Genomic DNA, 18,508 nt, shown 5'->3' with positions numbered 1-18,508 from the left:
AATCGTAAGATAAAGCACAAAATGTGAAGAATAATTTTTTCTGAACAACTACAGCCAAAAAGCCGACTCCACAACAGAATCAATACAGGGAGAGCCCCGGTCAGTGTTAATAATAGTTAACAAGCCATGGATAATACAAAGGAAATCACTACCTTTGCAGTCCGATTATGTCCAATTAATAACCCCTGACAAGGCAAGCCCGAGCTTTTGGCCGAGCGGAGGCGGACCCGAGTCGAAACAGTAACTATCTATTAATTAAGCATTAAAACGTGGATACTTTAAGCTACAAGACCCTCACACCCAACGCACAGAACGTTGAGCACAAGTGGGTTGTAATCGATGCAACCGACCAGGTACTTGGTCGTCTCTGCGCCACAATCGCCCTCATTCTCCGCGGCAAGAACAAGCCCAGCTACTCACCCAACATCGAGTGCGGTGACAACGTAATCGTCATCAACGCCGACAAAGTGAAGCTCACCGGCAACAAGTGGACCGACCGCGAGTACCTCTCTTACACCGGCTATCCCGGCGGACAGCGTGTATCGACCCCCGAGATCATGATGAAGAAGTCCTTCAACAAGCACATCAAGCCCGGCTATCATCCCCTCTTTATAAAGGTGGTAAAAGGCATGCTCCCCAAGAACCGTCTCGGACGTCGCATCATCGAGAACATGCACGTGTACAACGGACCTAACCATCCCCACGAGGCTCAGAACCCCGAAGTCATCGATATTAACAAAATCAAATAATTGAAGAATGGAATCAGTTAATGCAGTAGGCCGCCGCAAGGCCGCCGTGGCCCGCGTGATTGTTAAGGAAGGCAACGGCCAAATCACCATCAACAAGCGTCCCCTCGACGTATACTTCCCCTCTTCAATCCTCCAGTACATCGTGAAGCAGCCCCTGATCACCCTTGAGTCAACCGAAAAGTATGACATCCATGTCAACCTCGACGGTGGCGGCTACAAAGGACAGGCCGAGGCTCTCCGTCTCGCCATCGCACGCGCCCTCGTGAAGATCAACCCCGAGGACAAGCACGCGCTCCGCGTAGAAGGCTTCATGACCCGCGACCCTCGCGTCGTAGAACGCAAGAAGCCAGGTCGTCCCAAGGCTCGCAAGCGTTTCCAGTTCTCAAAGCGTTAATATTATCACGCTCAGAACTGCTGAATTGCGCATAGCATAAATAGTGTTTAGCATCTAAACCCCGGAGATGGACACGTTCCCTACTCCAAGGTTGTAAATTTCACAGAACGTAAACAACATCCAACGACAACAATATGTCAACTCCAAATTTCGATCAACTCCTCGAAGCAGGCTGCCATTTTGGCCACATGAAAAGAAAATGGAATCCTGCAATGGCTCCTTACATCTTTATGGAGCGCAACGGTATCCACATCATCGACCTCTATAAGACCCAGGCCAAGCTCGAAGAAGCAGCCAATGTGCTCCGCAACTTCGCAAAGAGCGGCAAGAAGATTCTCTTCGTTGCCACCAAGAAGCAGGCTAAGGAAATCATCGCCGAGAAGGCTCAGAGCATAGGCATGCCCTACGTTATCGAACGCTGGCCCGGCGGTATGCTCACCAACTTCCCCACAATCCGCAAGGCTGTGAAGAAGATGGCTTCCATCGACAAGATGACCAAGGACGGCACATTCGACAACCTCTCAAAGCGTGAGAAGCTTCAGATCACTCGTCAGCGCGCCAAGCTTGAGAAGAACCTCGGCTCTATCGCTGACCTCAACCGTCTTCCCTCCGCTCTCTTCGTAGTGGACGTTGCCAAGGAGCACATCGCCGTAGCAGAGGCCAACCGTCTCGGCATACCTGTATTCGCTATCGTCGACACCAACTCCAACCCCAACGACGTTGACTACATCATCCCCGCCAACGACGATGCATCCAAGTCAATCGACCTCATCCTCTCAACCGTATGCGAGGCTATCAACGAAGGTCTTGCAGAGCGCAAGGTAGAGAAGGCCGACGAAAAGGCTGCTTCCGAGAACGGTGAGGCTGCTGCACGTCGTGAAGGTTCTCGCCGCCGCGTAAACCGTCGCGCCGATTCTGCTGAAGCTCCCGCAAGTGAAGAAACAGCTGAGGCTCCTGTAGCTGAGGTTGCCGAGTAATCCTCATTGCCAGGACTACTCCGAGAGATAAAATCATCCCTATTTTTTTTAAACTACCAAAACATCATATAATTATGGCAGTTACAATGGCAGAAATCACCAAGCTGCGCAACCTCACAAGTGCCGGCCTGATGGACTGCAAAAAAGCCCTCGCCGAAACCGACGGCGACATCGAGGCAGCCGTTGAAATCCTCCGTAAAAAAGGTCAGGCAGTAGCCGCTAAGCGTGAGGACCGTCAGGCTTCTGAGGGTGTCGTTATCGCCAAGAACGACGGAAACTTCGCAGCAGTGCTCGCCCTCAACTGTGAGACTGACTTCGTTGCCAAGAACGCTGGTTTCGTTGGCCTCGCCAACAAACTCATGGACCTCGTTATGGCTAACAAGTTCAAGACTGTTGAAGAGCTCAAGGCATTCACTGTTGACGGACAGACCGTTGCCGACCTCATCACCGAGGAGAGCGGAAAGACAGGCGAAAAGACCGAGATCGGTGCCTACTCTGTAGTAGAGGCTCCCACCACCGCCGCTTACAACCACTTCAACAACAAGCTCGCTGCTATCGTAGGCTTCAACCTTGAGGGCGTAGATCCTCAGATCGGCCGCGAAGTGTGCATGCAGATCGCTTCGATGAACCCTGTGGCTGTATCACGCAACGATGTGCCCCAGGCAACAATCGACGCAGAGATCAGCGTAGCCATCGAAAAGACCAAGCAGGAGCAGGTTCGCAAGGCAGTTGAGGCTGCTCTCAAGAAAGCAGGTCTCAACCCCAACCACTTCGATACCGAGGACCACATCGAATCCAACATCTCAAAGGGTTGGATCACAGAAGAGGATGCAGCCAAGGGCCGCGAGATCATGGCAGCTACAGCCGAGGCTAAGGCAGCCAACCTCCCCGAAGCTATGATCCAGAACATCGCCAACGGTCGTCTCAACAAGTTCTTCAAGGAATCATGCCTTATGGAACAGGAGTATGTTCAGGACAGCAAGCTCACTGTGGGCCAGTTCCTTGACAACTCTCAGAAGGGACTCGTGGTTGTTGACTTCAAGCGTGTAAACCTCAACGAGGATTAAGCATACATAGCAGGATAGTTTAACATCCTTCATAAGGACGCCGCTTTGTGGAAATTCCGCAAAGCGGCGTCCCTTGTATTCCTGAATTAAATCAATACAGCATCCTGGATTAAAAATCATAAGTAAATTAGCGTATTATATGAAAAATTTGTAAATTTGTAGCTCAATAGGTAAATATTTAGCTTATGAGCGACAAATTATACATTTTTGACACCACACTCCGTGACGGCGAGCAGGTGCCCGGATGCCAGTTGAACACTGTAGAAAAGATTGAAGTGGCAAAAGCCCTTGAGAGCCTCGGAGTCGATGTTATCGAAGCCGGATTTCCGGTATCAAGTCCCGGTGACTTCAATTCAGTGGTAGAAATATCCAAGGCTGTGACATGGCCCACAATATGTGCCCTCACAAGAGCTGTAGAGAACGACATACGCGTAGCAGCCGACGCGCTTCGCTACGCCAAGCATCCCCGAATCCATACAGGCATCGGGACTTCCGATCCGCACATAAGATACAAATTCAATTCCACACGTGAAGAGATACTTGAGCGGGCAGTCGCCGCAGTAGCATACGCCAAGAGATACGTCGAGGATGTTCAGTTCTACGCCGAGGACGCAGGACGCACCGACAACGAGTACCTCGCAAGAGTGGTCGAGGCTGTAATCAAGGCAGGCGCGACCGTCATCAACATCCCCGACACCACCGGTTACTGCCTCCCCTCGGAATTCGGGGCTAAAATAAAATACCTCTTCGATCATGTCGACGGCATTGACAAGGTGATAATCGCCACCCACTGTCACAACGACCTCGGCATGGCTACAGCCAATACAGTATCAGGTATCATAAACGGAGCCCGGCAAGCCGAGGTCACAATCAACGGCATAGGCGAACGCGCAGGCAACACAGCCCTTGAGGAAGTGGTTATGACATTCCGCTCCCATAAGGAACTCGGCATCGACACCGACATAAACGCCACACGCATAACAGGCATAAGCAGCATGGTATCGAGCCTCATGAACATGCCGGTACAGCCCAACAAAGCTATAGTAGGGCGCAACGCTTTCGCCCACTCTTCGGGCATACATCAGGACGGTGTACTTAAGAACCGCGAAAGCTACGAGATCATCGACCCCAAGGATGTCGGCATCGACGAGAATTCAATCGTGCTCACAGCCCGCAGCGGACGTGCCGCCCTCAAACACCGTCTGCACGTCCTCGGATGTGAACTCTCATCCGGAGAACTCGACAAAGCCTACGAAGCATTCCTGCAACTTGCCGACCGAAAGAAAGAGATCAACGATGATGACGTGCTGATGATAGCCGGACAGCACCGCAAGGCATCCTCACGCATCAAACTCGACTTCCTGCAAGTCACATCAGGCATCAAAGTACACTCTGTGGCAAGTGTCGGGCTTGACATTGCCGGAGAGAAGTTCGAAGCATGCGCATCTGGCAACGGCCCGGTCGACGCCGCTCTCTCGGCAATCAAAAACATCATCCATCGCAAAATGCTCCTCAAGGAATTTCTCATCCAGGCAATCAACAAGGGGAGCAACGATGTGGGCAAAGTGCACATGACTGTCGAGCACGAAGGCGTGTCCTACTACGGATTCTCAGCCAACACCGATATCGTAGCAGCCAGTGCCGAAGCGTTCATCGACGCCATCAACAAATTCGTGAGATAACAACCCTGCCCTACACCCTTTCACCACACACCTCCGCCAACCATGCCAAAGACTCTTTTCGACAAGATATGGGACGCTCATGTGGTCAGCCACATACCCGACGGACCCGACCTGCTGTATATCGACCGCCATTACTGCCACGAAGTAACAAGCCCCCAGGCATTCGACGGTCTGCGCCGGCGCGGCATAAAAGTAATGCGCCCCGAACGCACCGTATGTTCTCCCGACCACAACATCCCCACCAGGCACCAGGACCTACCGATAACCGATCCTGTGTCCCGCAACCAGGTAGACACCCTCGTCAGAAACGCATCCGAATTCGGCCTGACTCTTTTCGGACTTATGCATCCCAAAAACGGTATAACCCATGTGATAGGACCTGAAAACGGGCTCACCCTTCCGGGACAGACCCTCGTATGCGGCGACTCCCATACCTCCACCCACGGAGCTCTCGGAGCCTTGGCATTCGGCATAGGAACAAGCGAGGTGGAAATGGTACTCGCATCACAATGCATCATACAGACGAAACCACTGAAAATGCGCATCACTGTCGACGGGAAACTCTCATCCGGAGTTACAGCAAAGGACATAGCTCTTTACATAATAGCCCGAATGACCACAGGAGGAGCCACAGGATACTTCGTGGAATATGCCGGCGAAGCCATCCGCTCATTATCCATGGAGGAACGCATGACCCTATGCAACATGTCGATCGAAATGGGTGCACGCGGAGGCATGATAGCCCCCGACGAGACCACTTTCGCCTACGTCAAAGGACGTGAGTTCGCCCCTAAAGGTGAAGAATGGGACAAGGCTCTGGCATATTGGCGCACTCTCCCCACCGACGATGGCGCAGTCTTTGACTCTGAGATACACTTCAATGCAGCCGACATAGAGCCGCGTATCACCTTCGGCACCAATCCCGGCATGGGGATAGGAATCACCGAACGTATTCCCGCTCCGCAGCCGGAGGATGAACAAGGAAGGATATCCTACGACAAATCCCTCTCATACATGGGATTCCGCACCGGCGAATATCTCATAGGAACTCCGGTCGACTACGTGTTTCTCGGCTCATGCACCAACGGACGCATAGAGGATTTCCGAGCATTTGCCGGATATGTGAAAGGCAAGAAAAAGGCACCCGGAGTCACAGCCTGGCTCGTACCCGGCTCATGGAGCGTCGACAGGCAGATACGTGAAGAGGGCATTGACATCATCCTTGAAGAAGCGGGGTTCGAACTGCGTCAGCCGGGATGCTCCGCATGCCTCGCGATGAACGATGACAAGATTCCTGCGGGAAAACTCGCCGTATCCACCTCCAACCGCAATTTCGAAGGCCGCCAAGGTCCCGGAGCACGGACCATTCTTGCCGGACCTCTGGTAGCAGCCGCAGCAGCCGTCACAGGAAAGATCACCGACCCTCGCACCCTTTAATCCAACCATTCATGCGATGAAAGAAAAATTCACCACCATAACATCAACCTGCATCCCGCTCCCTATCGAGAATGTCGACACCGATCAGATAATCCCCGCCCGGTTTCTCAAAGCCACTTCCCGTGAAGGATTCGGCGACAACCTGTTTCGCGACTGGCGTTTCGACAAGGACGGAAATCCCATAGGCTCATTCGTGCTCAACGACCCCACCTATTCAGGATGCATACTCGTGGCAGGGAAGAATTTCGGCTCGGGCTCGTCGCGCGAGCACGCCGCGTGGGCAATCCACGATTACGGATTCCGCGTAGTCGTGTCAAGCTTCTTTGCCGACATACATAAGCAGAACGAGCTCAACTGCTTCGTGCTCCCGGTCACCGTAAGTGATGATTTCCTCGCCGAGCTCTTCGCCACAATATCCTCCGACCATGCGGCACAGGTAAAAGTCGACCTGCCTGCTCAGACAATAACCAATCTCTCCTCCGGGCGAACTGAACATTTCGATATCAACCCCTACAAAAAACAATGCTTCATCGAGGGACTTGATGATATAGAATACCTCCTATCCAGGCGAGCCGACATCGAGCGTTTCGAGTCACAGCGACAATCTTAGCACAAATCCCCAGTATATAATAGAACACAACAAGCATACAATATGAATTTCAAGATAGCAGTTCTCCCCGGCGACGGTATCGGACCGGAAATCTCGGCTCAGGGCGTCGATGTGATGTCGGCAGTATGTGAGCGATTCGGACATGATGTTGAATACAGCTACGCTCTCTGCGGAGCCGACGCCATTGACAGGACAGGCGACCCTTTCCCCGAAGAGACCTTCCGTACATGCCTGTGGGCCGATGCGGTGCTCTTTTCCGCGGTGGGCGATCCAAGATTTGACAACGACCCCACTGCCAAAGTGCGACCCGAACAGGGGCTTCTCGCAATGAGAAAAAAACTCGGGCTGTTCGCCAACATCCGCCCGGTCGAGACCTTCGATTGCCTGATCCATATGTCACCGCTGCGCAAGGAGATCATCGAGGGTGCCGATTTCGTATGTATACGCGAACTTACCGGAGGTATGTATTTCGGCGAGAAATTCGAAAGAGACGACCGCGCCTACGACACCAATGCCTACACACGCAACGAGATCGAACGCATACTCCGTGTCGCCTATGCCTATGCCGGACGCCGGCGCAAGCACCTGACGGTTGTCGACAAGGCAAACGTGCTCGCATCCTCCCGCCTCTGGCGAAAAGTGGCTCAGGAGATGGCTCCGCAATATCCCGACATCACGACCGACTACATGTATGTCGACAATGCCGCCATGCGTATGATCCAGGACCCACGCTTCTTCGACGTGATTGTGACCGAAAACACCTTCGGTGACATCCTCACCGACGAAGGCTCCGTCATATCAGGCTCCATGGGGCTTCTTCCGTCAGCATCCACAGGCGAAAAGACACCAGTATTCGAACCCATACACGGCTCCTGGCCACAAGCCAAAGGGAAAAACATCGCTAACCCCATCGCACAGATCCTCTCAGTTGCAATGCTGTTCGAGCACTTCTGCCTCACTGAGGAGGGCGCGGCGATCAGGCAGGCTGTAAACGCCGCCCTCGACGCCAATGTCCGCACGCCCGAAATCCAGATTCCCGACGGTCCATTCTACGGCACCCGCGAAGTGGGTGCGTGGATAGTCGACTATATCCGAAACCATTAAAATCATGCAACAGTGGAACTTTTTGTTTTTTTTACTATTGAGGTGGCTTAGTTAACGAAAATGTTGCTAACTTTGCAACTTGAAAACAACTGTAGGTCTCACTGAGACACCACGCTCATTACATTATGACAAAAAGATTCCCATTATACCTGACTATAGCTCTGCTGATATCCTGTTTCACAGCGGGCTGTAACGACGACACCTCCGATATGGCAGTCCTTGAAGGAGACTACTACAATTGTAGCATCTCATCATTCAGTCTGTCAAAGGACGACAGTGTGCTCCGGGCACTCGACTCGGTGTTTTTCTCCATTGACCTTATCAATGCCGAGATCTACAACGCCGACTCTCTGCCAAAGGGCACCGATATCAGAAAACTTGTGGTAAACGTGAATGCGGTAGCTGCAAGTTCCATTGAGGTTACTTACAAGGCTCTTGTATCCAAGCGCGACACAACTGTCAATCTCACAGAACACCCGGGCGACAGCATCAACTTCTCCGACGGTCCTGTGGAAATGACTGTGACATCCTATAACGGACAGGCTAAGCTCAAATACAACATCCGTGTAAACGTGCATACAATGGTCAGCGACACCCTCTACTGGGATCAGCTTCAGAGAGTGGATTTCCCAAAATCCGCCCGGGCACAGAAGACCGTGATGTATGCCGACAAGCCTCACACTATGCTTGAAGGCACCGACGGCACTTTCTATCTCTGCACCACCTCAAGCCCTGAAATAGAAAGCTGGTCCACGGTCATCCCGTCGCTCCCCTCAGGTGCCGACATCAATTCATTTGCCGCCACCACCGACGCGCTCTACATAACCGATGCTCAAGGCCATCTTTACACATCCACCGATGGTCTCACATGGTCAGCGACATCAGCTGTAATGGACTGTGTTTACGGTGGATATGGAACCACTCTGCTTGGAGCACGAAAAGACGGAAACACATGGAAACAGGTATCCTATCCTGCCTCAGCCGAGCGTGCTCTTCCCGCAGGATGCCCGGTGAAAGGCACAAGCCAGCTGGTGATCTACGAGACAAAGTGGAGCGACAACTCCATGGCAATCATGATAGGCGGACAGGACAGTGCCGGACGATACACCGGCGAAGCCTGGGCATATGACGGAACAATATGGGACCGCGTGAGCACCACCGGCATTGACGAACGTGCAGGAGTCACACTCCTCCCCTATCTCACACCGCGCATCGCCGCCAACAGCTGGAGAGTCACCAACCAGTCGGCTCTGCTCGCTATGGGTGGCTATTACGAGAACGAGAACGGCAAAGTGACAGCCAAGCACGTCTACATATCCTACGACTTCGGCATCACATGGAAAGAAGCGGACACCTATCTGCAATTCCCCTCTTCATATCCTGCTTTCAGCATGGCTCAGGCTCTTGTGATTGACTACACCCTCTCCTCTCGCTCATCGGCAGGAGGAAACTGGGCAGACATACCTGTCAACGGAATCCCCGCATGGGCGACTCCGCTCGACCGCAACTCAGGCATGGCATCGCGTATCGACAAGCCTGTCACATCATGGGAATGCCCCTACATATTCCTGTTCGGAGGCACCGCTGCTGACGGAAGCCTGATCCCCGGAGTAACCCGAGGAGTCATCAACCGATTCACATTCAAGCCAATATATTAGTGGATATCCGACACCTGACATCCTTAATAGCCTTTTTCTGTCTATGGAGTGTCGCGCCCGCAAGCGTGGCACAAGCCACAGCGCAGCCCGAGACCTACAGGTTCGACCTCGGCGCAGGGATAGGCATGTCAGGCTACCTCGGAGATGCCAACGAAAGCAACCTGCTCTCCCATCCAGGATTTGCCGCCAATGCATCTTTCCGCTACCTGCTGAACACCCGCTTCGCCATACGCGGACTGGTGAACGTAGCATCCCTCAGCGGATCAACCGCCGACATGGAAAACGCTCTCCCCGGAGGTGCTGTCTACGACTTCAGTTCAACCCTCTGCGACATCCAGGCCCGCGGAGAGTTCAACCTCTTCAACTACGGAACAGGAGAGCCCTACAAACAGCTGAAACGCCTCTCACCCTACCTCGCTCTCGGAGTAGGTGTGTCAACGGCTTCAAGCGATGGCAGCACTTTCACGGCAATGACGATACCAATGGCATTTGGCGTGAAATACAAGGTGCGTCCCCGGCTCAACCTCTCCCTGGAGTTCGCCATGACCAAGGTCATAGGCGACCATGCCGATGGGGCTTCTCTCTCCGATCTTTACCTCATAAAAAGCTCATTTATAAAGAATACTGACTGGTACTCCACTCTGCTACTGTCCGTCTCCTACGAGTTTGGCGAGCGGTGCATAGAGTGCCACCGTTTAGACTGAAACAATGGCGAATATAGCTGAAATCGATACCTCACGTCTCCCGCGTCACGTGGCTGTCATCATGGACGGCAACGGCCGTTGGGCCACATCCCGCGGACTCGACCGTAGCGCAGGTCATGTCGAAGGAGTAAAAACCGTACGACGCATCACCGAGGCCGCGTCCGAGACAGGCATCGAATATCTCACGCTCTACACATTCTCAACCGAGAACTGGAACCGCCCCAAAGCCGAAGTCGACGCACTGATGCATCTGATCGTCATAGCCATCGAGCGCGAGACCCCCGACCTCATAAAGAACAATGTGCGCCTCAGAATGATAGGCGACGTAAACCGCCTCCCTGCCGAGGCACGCGAACGTCTCGACCGATGCATCGCCGACACCGCCGCATGCTCAGGGCTCACCCTCACATTGGCTCTCAGCTACTCATCACGATGGGAAATACTGGAGGCATGCCGCAGGTTTGCCACCGATGTGAAGGAAGGCAGAAAGTCACCTGAATCCATGGCTGCCGATGCCGACTTCGAGCAATATCTCACCACAGCCTCAATGCCCGACCCCGACCTGCTGATTCGCACCGGCGGGGACCACCGTGTCAGCAACTATCTCCTTTGGCAGATAGCCTATGCCGAGATATATGTCACCGACACATTCTGGCCCGACTTCTCACGCGAGGACTTCTTCACAGCAATAGCCAACTATCAGAACCGTGAACGCCGCTTCGGCCTCACATCTGCCCAGATAAAATAGCGATATACTGTATGCGTACCAATCTGTCACATATCATCACATTGCTCGTAGCAATAATCTGTTGCGCGCTCCCTTCGCGGGCTCAGCTCGCCTCCGACACCATAGTCAATCCCACTGTGATATTCAGCGGTCTGCCCAAGACCTATGAAATAGCCGGAATCCGCATAGTCGGAGCCGACAACTATGAAGAAAAGAACATCATAGGATACTCAGGGCTGAAACTCGGCGACTACGTACAGATACCCGGCAGCGACATCACCGATGCCGCCAAACGCCTGTGGAAACAGGGTCTGTTCTCCAACGTAAAGATCACTGTCGACAAAGTGGCAGGCAACAAGGCTTGGCTATGCTTCAACCTGCGCCAGCAGCCGCGCATATCATCGATAGTGTACTCAGGCGTGAAGAAGGGTGAACAGAAGGATCTTGATGACGCTCTACAGCTCCATCGAGGCAACCAGATCACCCAGAACATCGTGAACCGCGCCGAGCAGATCATCCAGAAGTACTATAGCAACAAGGGCTTCGGCAAGGCTCAGGTAAAAATCGATCTCGCCGAGGACCTGTCAGCTCCCAACGAGGTGATAGTCAACATCAACGTCAAGAAACACGACAAGGTCAAGGTCCACAAGATCTACATCGACGGCAATGAAGTGCTCTCCGACAATCAGGTGCAGCGCGCCATGAAAAAGACCAACGAGAAAGGCAAGCTCATCAACCTTTTCAAGCAGAAGAAGTTTGTCGAAAGCGATTATGAGGACGACCTTGAGCGCATCATCGCAAAATACAACGAAAAAGGCTATCGCGACGCCACAATTCTCAGTGACTCCGTTGTCCCATTCGACGACAAGACTGTCGACGTCTACATCACCCTTGATGAAGGAAAGAAATACTACCTCAACAATGTGTCATGGGTAGGCAACACCGTATATCCCACCTACATCCTCGACAATATCCTCGGGATGCAGAAAGGTGATGTGTACAACCAGAAGCTCATCAACAAGCGCACAGCCGCCGATGGCGACGAGGATGCCGTATCCAACTACTACATGGATAAGGGTTATCTATTCTTCCAGCTCGTTCCTATCGAAAAGAACGTCCACGGCGACTCCATCGACCTGGAGATGCGCATCATGGAGGGCCCGCAGGCACGCATCAACAATGTGGTGATCAACGGCAACGACCGTCTCTACGAAAAAGTGATACGTCGCGAGCTGCGTGTAAAGCCCGGAGAACTCTTCTCAAAGACCGACCTCATGCGCTCTGCCCGCGAAATCGCCCAGACCGGACACTTCGATCCTGAGAACATGGACATCCGCCCCGAGCCTAACGATGAGGACGGCACCGTGGATATCCTCTTCAACCTTGCATCCAAGTCCAACGACCAGTTTGAATTCTCCATGGGATGGGGTCAGACCGGTATCATCGGAAAGGTTGCCATAAAGTTCACCAACTTCTCTATAAAGAACCTCTTCTACCCCAACTCCTACCGCGGGCTTATCCCGCAGGGCGAGGGTCAGCAGTTCACTATCTCCGCTCAGACCAATGCCCGCTACTATCAGGCATACTCGATATCTTTCCTTGACCCATGGTTCGGAGGTAAACGCCCCAACTCCCTCTCCGTGTCGGCATACTACAGCCGTCAGACAGGAGTCAACTCCTCTTACTACAACAACCGTTACATGAACAACTATTACAATTCATATTACGGTGGCATGTACAACAACTATGGCTACGGTTACAACGACTACTACAACAACGCCATAGAGAACGCCTACGACCCCAACAAGTATCTTCAGATGCTCGGCGTGAACGTAGGCTTCGGCAAGCGTCTCGACTGGCCTGACGACTGGTTCACATTCCAGGCCGAAATAGGCTACAACTGGTATCATGTGAAGAACTGGGCTTACCTTCTCAACATGCAGAACGGCACCTCCAATTCACTTGTGCTCGGTCTCACACTCAGCCGCAACTCTATCGACAACCCGCAGTACACACGTACCGGATCAACCTTCTCGCTCAACCTTCAGATGACCCCCCCCGCATCACTCTTCGGCAAGAAGGACTGGAAGAAGCTATCGGAGGAGAACACCGATGCAGCCCACCGCGAACTATACCGCTGGATCGAATACTGGAAGCTGCGGTTCAACTCACGCACCTACACCCCGCTCACCAACCCTGAAGGCAAATACACCCTTGTGCTGATGACTCGTGCCGACATCGGACTTCTCGGAAGCTACAACCGCTACCTCAAGTCACCGTTCGAGACATTCTATGTGGGTGGCGACGGCATGTCAGGCTCATACACCTATGCCCAGGAGACAATCGCCCTTCGCGGTTACGACAACGGTCAGCTCACCCCCTACTATGAGGGCGGCGGACGCGCCTACACCCGCTTCGGAGTCGAACTCCACTTCCCCTTCATGCTACAGCCCACCACTACCATCTACGGTCTGACATTCCTTGAAGGAGGTAACGCATGGAGCGACATCAAGAAGTTCCAGCCGTTTGACATCAAACGTTCCGCAGGTGTCGGTGTCCGCATCTTCCTCCCGATGGTAGGTATGATGGGTATCGACTGGGCTTACGGTTTCGACAAAGTATACGGCGAAAAGGGTGGCTCTCACTTCCACTTCATACTCGGACAGGAATTCTAATCCACCCACGCTTGATTCGTTCAATTAAACTTTTAGCTGAGTCAAACGTCTTTAAAGTATATCACTAAGTTTAAAGTCATGAAAAAATTTCTCTTCACACTCGTCATAGCCCTTGGCAGCATACTCGGCGCAAACGCTCAGAAGTTTGCTCTCGTCGACATGGACTACATCCTATCGAGCATCCCCAACTATGAAATGGCAAACGAACAGCTCAACCAGCTCTCTCAGCGTTGGCAGAAAGAGGTCGAGGCTGTGGCTAAAGAAGCCGAGACCATGTACAAGAACTATCAGAACGAGATGGTGTTCCTGACCGACGAACAGAAGAAAAAGAAAGAGTCGGAGATCGTGGCAAAGGAGAAAAAAGCTGCCGAACTGCGACAGAAATATTTCGGACCTGAAGGCGAACTCTACAAGAAACGCCAGACACTCATGCGACCCATTCAGGAGGATGTCTACAATGCCATAAAGAAAGTAAGCGAGGAGCGCGGCTACCAATGCATCTTCGACCGCGCGTCATCAGCCGATATCATCTTCGCCTCCCCGCGTATCGACGTATCCAATGAGGTGCTCGAAAAGTTAGGTTTTTCAAAATAATTTAACTATCTTTGCACCGTTTGTTAAAGGACACATGTCCTGATTTCAAAATCCGGAAGAACATAAAAAAGACAAGTATAAACATATAACACCACAATACAACAATGATCAAGAAACTGTTGCTCGCAATCATGATTGCGCTTCCTATGAGCGTATTTGCTCAGAAATTTGCTGTCATCAACACTCAGGAGCTCATGCAGGCAATGCCTGAAATAAAGACAATAAACGAGCAGCTCGAAGCAGCCAACAAGAAATATCAGGACGAGTTCAGCAAGCTCCAGGAGGAATTCCAGAAGAAATACGAAGAATTCCAGGCTCTTGAGGAAAGCACCCCCCAGACCATCAAGGAGCGTCGCATGCAGGAGATGCAGGAGCTCGAAGGCAAGATCCAGCAGTTCCGTGAGACAGCCGTACAGGACATACAGCGTCAGCAGCAGCAGCTCATGGCTCCTGTTCAGGAAAAGGTGGTAAAGGCCATCCAGGCTATAGGAGCCGAGGGCAACTACACTTTCGTATTCGAGAACATGGTGCCCGTCTATGTCGGAACTGATGTCACCGACATCACCCCCACTGTAAAGACCCGTCTCGGAATCAAATAATCACAAGTGACATCCACTTGAAAAAAATTGACAATCCAACGCGCATGGTCGCTCCTCAACCGGGCGGCCATGTGTCGCTCTGATAAACCCCATCATTTAATCCTAAGAAAATTGCGATGATACGTATCAAGCGTATGGACACCTTCATCCTGCAGAGCTTCCTGCCTCTGTTTGTGATGACGTTCTGTATATGCCTGTTCATCGTGCTTATGCAATTTCTGTGGCGTTACATCGACGACCTCGTAGGCAAGGGCCTCGGGGTCGACGTCATATCCGAACTGTTCTTCTACGCCGCACTCACCATGGTGCCGATGGCTCTCCCGCTCGCCATACTCCTGGCTTCGCTCATGATATTCGGCAACCTCGGCGAGAACTTCGAGCTAACGGCGATGAAAGCATCCGGCATATCTCTGTTGCGCACAATGGCTCCGCTCATCGTGCTGATGGTGCTGATAGCCGCTGGAGCATTCTTCTTCCAGAACAACGTGCTCCCCATCGCGCAGACCAAGATGTACACCCTCCTCTACTCCGTAAGGCAGAAATCACCCGAACTGGAGATCCCTGAAGGCGTGTTCTACGACCAGATACCGGGCTACAACCTCTTCATAGAACATAAGAACCGCGACACAGGCGTGCTCTACGACATGATGATCTACGACGTGTCACGCGGATTCGAGAACTCCTCTATCATCCTTGCCGACTCAGGAAAGATGAGCTTCACGGCCGACAAGACCCACCTCTTTCTCGAACTGTGGAGCGGAGAATCGTTCGAGAACCTCAAAGACGCAGCCACAGGCATGAAGAACGTCCCATACCGGCGTGAAACATTCGACGTGAAAGAGATAATGGTGACATTCGACTCCAACTTCAACCGAATGGACGAGCAGGGTATGCGCAACCAGTATGTGGGAAAGAACATGGCAGAACTGAGAGCAACGATCGACTCCGTGCAGCAACGTGTCGACTCGCTCGGCATGGAATATTCCAATTCCCTGCGCGAGACCCCCCACATGAATATAATGCCCTATCGCATCTCCTCCGATACAACAGGAACCCGCATCAGAACCCCTAACCCATCCGTGAAAATGGCGCGGGCGATGGATGTCGACTCCGTGTTCCGAGGCTCATCGTCGGGTGTAGGCATAAACTATCTTCAGACGGCTCTCGCCAAATCGCAGCGCAACAAGCAGGAGTACGAATACCGCAGTCTCACCATGGCCGACGACACCCGCACCATACGCCGCCACTCCATTGAGCTGATGAAGAAATTCACCCTCTCCTTCGCCTGCATCATATTCTTCTTCATCGGAGCACCGCTCGGAGCCATAATCCGCAAAGGAGGTCTCGGCACACCGCTCGTCATATCGGTATTCCTGTTCATATTCTACTATATCATCGACAACATGGGCTACAAGCTCGCCCGCGACGGCAAGTGGCCCGTATGGCAAGGGATGTGGCTCAGTGCCGCCGTCCTGTTGCCATTAGGAATATTCTTCACCTACAAGGCAGTAAACGACTCGGCAGTGTTCAACAAGGATGCCTATCTCAACTTCTTCCGTCGCTTCTTCGGAGTGAGCGAGACCCGCTCTGTGGAAATGAAGGAAATAGTCATGGAGGAGGTGCGCCCGGCAATAGCCCTGGAGCGGCTCAACCGGCTCAAGGATATGGTAGCCGGATTCCTCGCTGACAATCCGCCATCACAGTCCTACATATCCTACTGGCGCAAAGGATACGACCGCGACAGCCTCCACGCCATCCGCGACTACGAGGAAAGCATAGTGGAACGCCTATCCAACTCACGCGACAAGATGGTGATAATAAGGCTCATGGATATGCCTATACTGCGCTCGCTGTGGTTCATCGAACCGTCATCCAACCGATGGCTCAGCAACATAATGATAGCACTCTTCCCCATCGGGATACCCATATGGCTCTACGGCAGATACACCCAGAAACAGCTTCGCCATGACCTGGACACCGTGAGCAAAGTATCATCCCAACTCATAACACTCATCGAAAATGGAACAGATAAAGCTTGACACCATTGAAGAAGCTCTCGCCGATCTCCGCGAAGGCAAGTTTGTGATCGTTGTCGACGACGAGGACCGCGAAAACGAGGGCGACCTCATAATCGCAGCCGAAAAGGTCACACCCGAGCATGTCAATTTCATGATCACCAACGCCCGCGGCGAGCTGTGTGCCCCCATCACCATCTCACGCTGCAAAGAACTCAAGCTCGGATACCAGGTCGATGACAACACATCGATGCTCGGCACCCCATTCACCGTCACAGCCGATCTCCTCCCCGGATGCACCACAGGCGTATCCGCCCACGACAGGGCCGCAACAATCCGCGCCCTTGCCGACCCAACGGTAAAACCCGAGGACTTCGGCAGACCTGGACACATACACCCTCTCTACGCCCAGGACGCAGGAGTGCTCCGCCGCCCCGGACACACCGAAGCCTCCATCGATCTCGCACGCCTTGCCGGACTATACCCCGCAGCCTCGCTCATCGAGATACTCAATGAGGACGGAACAATGGCACGCCTGCCGCAGCTACGCAAGAAAGCCGACAAATGGGGACTGAAACTCGTGTCGATCCGCGACCTCATCGCCTACCGTCTACGCACCGAATCGCTCGTTGAGCAAGGGGTCGAGGTCGACATGCCCACAGCCTACGGCCACTTCCGCCTCATCCCATTCCGCCAGAAAAGCAACGGACTTGAACACATCGCCCTCATAAAAGGAGAGCTCTCAGCCGACACCCCGGTGCTCGTGCGCGTCCACTCATCCTGCGCCACAGGCGACATATTCGGGTCGATGCGATGCGACTGCGGAGAGCAGCTCCACAAGGCAATGGAGATGATCGAAAAAGAAGGAAGGGGAGCCATACTCTACCTCAACCAGGAAGGCAGAGGCATAGGTCTGATGGAGAAAATCAGAGCCTACAAACTCCAGGAGGAAGGGCTCGACACAGTGGACGCCAACCTCCACCTGGGCCATAAGGCCGACGAGCGCGACTACGGCGTCGGAGCACAGATACTCCGCCTTCTCAACATTCAGAAGATGCGCCTCATCACCAACAACCCCATCAAGCGCAAAGGTCTCGAAGGATTCGGACTGGAAGTCATCGAGAACGTGCCGATGGAAATACCGGTCAACCCCTACAACCGCCGCTACATGCTCACCAAGCAGCAGCGCATGGGCCACAAACTGCATATCTAATCCCACACCTGTACCATCATCACGTCTCTCCATCATAAATACAACCCCATCCGTGCCCTGTGGATACTCATATTATTCACAGCGGTCGCGGCTTGCGGCATTTCTTCCTCTCAACCCTCCGATCCTCAATCTTCACCCACCACCCCTGCGGACTCCCTTATCAGAGAAGGTGGCGACGCCCTCTACCGACAGGACTTTCCGACAGCACGAGCAATCGGCACAAAGATACTCGAAATTGTCGAAGAGCAACATATCACCGACCCATACTACCGGATACACGGCAACATCATTCTCGGACAGGCA

Annotated in this window: 16 protein-coding genes; all 16 read left to right on the top strand. The window is 52.9% G+C overall.

Annotated elements, in window-relative coordinates; all coding sequences use genetic code 11:
- Nucleotides 1-269: 269 nt before the first annotated feature.
- The 16 genes from rplM to EZ315_RS06295 all read left to right on the top strand — a co-directional run bounded on the left by rplM (nt 270) and on the right by EZ315_RS06295 (nt 18,205).
- Complete coding sequence (gene rplM, locus EZ315_RS06370) at nt 270-749, top strand: 50S ribosomal protein L13 (protein ID WP_135471344.1); 480 nt, start codon at nt 270-272, stop codon at nt 747-749.
- A gap of 7 nt (nt 750-756) precedes the next feature.
- Nucleotides 757-1,143, top strand: coding sequence for a 30S ribosomal protein S9 (gene rpsI / locus EZ315_RS06365; RefSeq protein WP_135471343.1), 387 nt, complete (start codon nt 757-759; stop codon nt 1,141-1,143).
- Between the two features lie 134 nt (nt 1,144-1,277).
- Complete coding sequence (rpsB, locus tag EZ315_RS06360) at nt 1,278-2,120, top strand: 30S ribosomal protein S2 (RefSeq protein WP_135471342.1); 843 nt, start codon at nt 1,278-1,280, stop codon at nt 2,118-2,120.
- Between the two features lie 74 nt (nt 2,121-2,194).
- Nucleotides 2,195-3,187 (top strand): translation elongation factor Ts, encoded by a 993-nt coding sequence (gene tsf / locus EZ315_RS06355; RefSeq protein WP_135471341.1) that lies wholly within the window; start codon nt 2,195-2,197, stop codon nt 3,185-3,187.
- 185 nt (nt 3,188-3,372) lie between these two features.
- Entirely contained in the window at nt 3,373-4,869 is a 1,497-nt protein-coding gene (locus EZ315_RS06350) for a 2-isopropylmalate synthase (protein ID WP_135471340.1), read from the top strand.
- Nucleotides 4,870-4,911: 42 nt separating this feature from the next.
- Nucleotides 4,912-6,306, top strand: coding sequence for a 3-isopropylmalate dehydratase large subunit (gene leuC, locus EZ315_RS06345; protein ID WP_135471339.1), 1,395 nt, complete (start codon nt 4,912-4,914; stop codon nt 6,304-6,306).
- 16 nt (nt 6,307-6,322) lie between these two features.
- Nucleotides 6,323-6,916 carry a 3-isopropylmalate dehydratase small subunit gene (gene leuD, locus EZ315_RS06340; protein ID WP_135471338.1) on the top strand — a complete coding sequence of 198 codons (594 nt, stop codon included), beginning with the start codon at nt 6,323-6,325 and terminating at the stop codon, nt 6,914-6,916.
- Between the two features lie 42 nt (nt 6,917-6,958).
- Entirely contained in the window at nt 6,959-8,020 is a 1,062-nt protein-coding gene (gene leuB / locus EZ315_RS06335; protein ID WP_135471337.1) for a 3-isopropylmalate dehydrogenase, read from the top strand.
- 125 nt (nt 8,021-8,145) lie between these two features.
- Complete coding sequence (locus EZ315_RS06330; protein WP_135471336.1) at nt 8,146-9,678, top strand: DUF6242 domain-containing protein; 1,533 nt, start codon at nt 8,146-8,148, stop codon at nt 9,676-9,678.
- A gap of 65 nt (nt 9,679-9,743) precedes the next feature.
- Complete coding sequence (gene porG, locus EZ315_RS06325) at nt 9,744-10,382, top strand: type IX secretion system protein PorG (protein WP_170957482.1); 639 nt, start codon at nt 9,744-9,746, stop codon at nt 10,380-10,382.
- A gap of 4 nt (nt 10,383-10,386) precedes the next feature.
- Complete coding sequence (locus EZ315_RS06320; RefSeq protein ID WP_135471334.1) at nt 10,387-11,130, top strand: isoprenyl transferase; 744 nt, start codon at nt 10,387-10,389, stop codon at nt 11,128-11,130.
- Nucleotides 11,131-11,141: 11 nt separating this feature from the next.
- A complete protein-coding gene (locus EZ315_RS06315; protein ID WP_135471333.1) occupies nt 11,142-13,784 on the top strand; it encodes a BamA/OMP85 family outer membrane protein in 2,643 nt (880 codons plus the stop codon).
- 78 nt (nt 13,785-13,862) lie between these two features.
- Complete coding sequence (locus EZ315_RS06310) at nt 13,863-14,378, top strand: OmpH/Skp family outer membrane protein (RefSeq protein ID WP_135471332.1); 516 nt, start codon at nt 13,863-13,865, stop codon at nt 14,376-14,378.
- Between the two features lie 104 nt (nt 14,379-14,482).
- Nucleotides 14,483-14,977, top strand: coding sequence for an OmpH/Skp family outer membrane protein (locus EZ315_RS06305; protein ID WP_135471331.1), 495 nt, complete (start codon nt 14,483-14,485; stop codon nt 14,975-14,977).
- A gap of 116 nt (nt 14,978-15,093) precedes the next feature.
- Nucleotides 15,094-17,016, top strand: coding sequence for an LptF/LptG family permease (locus EZ315_RS06300; RefSeq protein ID WP_170957481.1), 1,923 nt, complete (start codon nt 15,094-15,096; stop codon nt 17,014-17,016).
- Nucleotides 16,997-18,205: a bifunctional 3,4-dihydroxy-2-butanone-4-phosphate synthase/GTP cyclohydrolase II gene (locus tag EZ315_RS06295; RefSeq protein ID WP_135471330.1), complete on the top strand. Its 1,209-nt coding sequence runs from the start codon at nt 16,997-16,999 to the stop codon at nt 18,203-18,205. The genes EZ315_RS06300 and EZ315_RS06295 overlap by 20 nt, the downstream gene beginning before the upstream one ends.
- Nucleotides 18,206-18,508 lie beyond the last annotated feature (303 nt).

The sequence above is a fragment of the Duncaniella freteri genome (genome assembly GCF_004766125.1).
GTDB classification, from domain to species: Bacteria; Bacteroidota; Bacteroidia; order Bacteroidales; family Muribaculaceae; genus Duncaniella; species Duncaniella freteri.
Note: the sequence above shows the minus strand (reverse complement) of the source record. Positions and strands in the feature narration are given on the sequence as shown.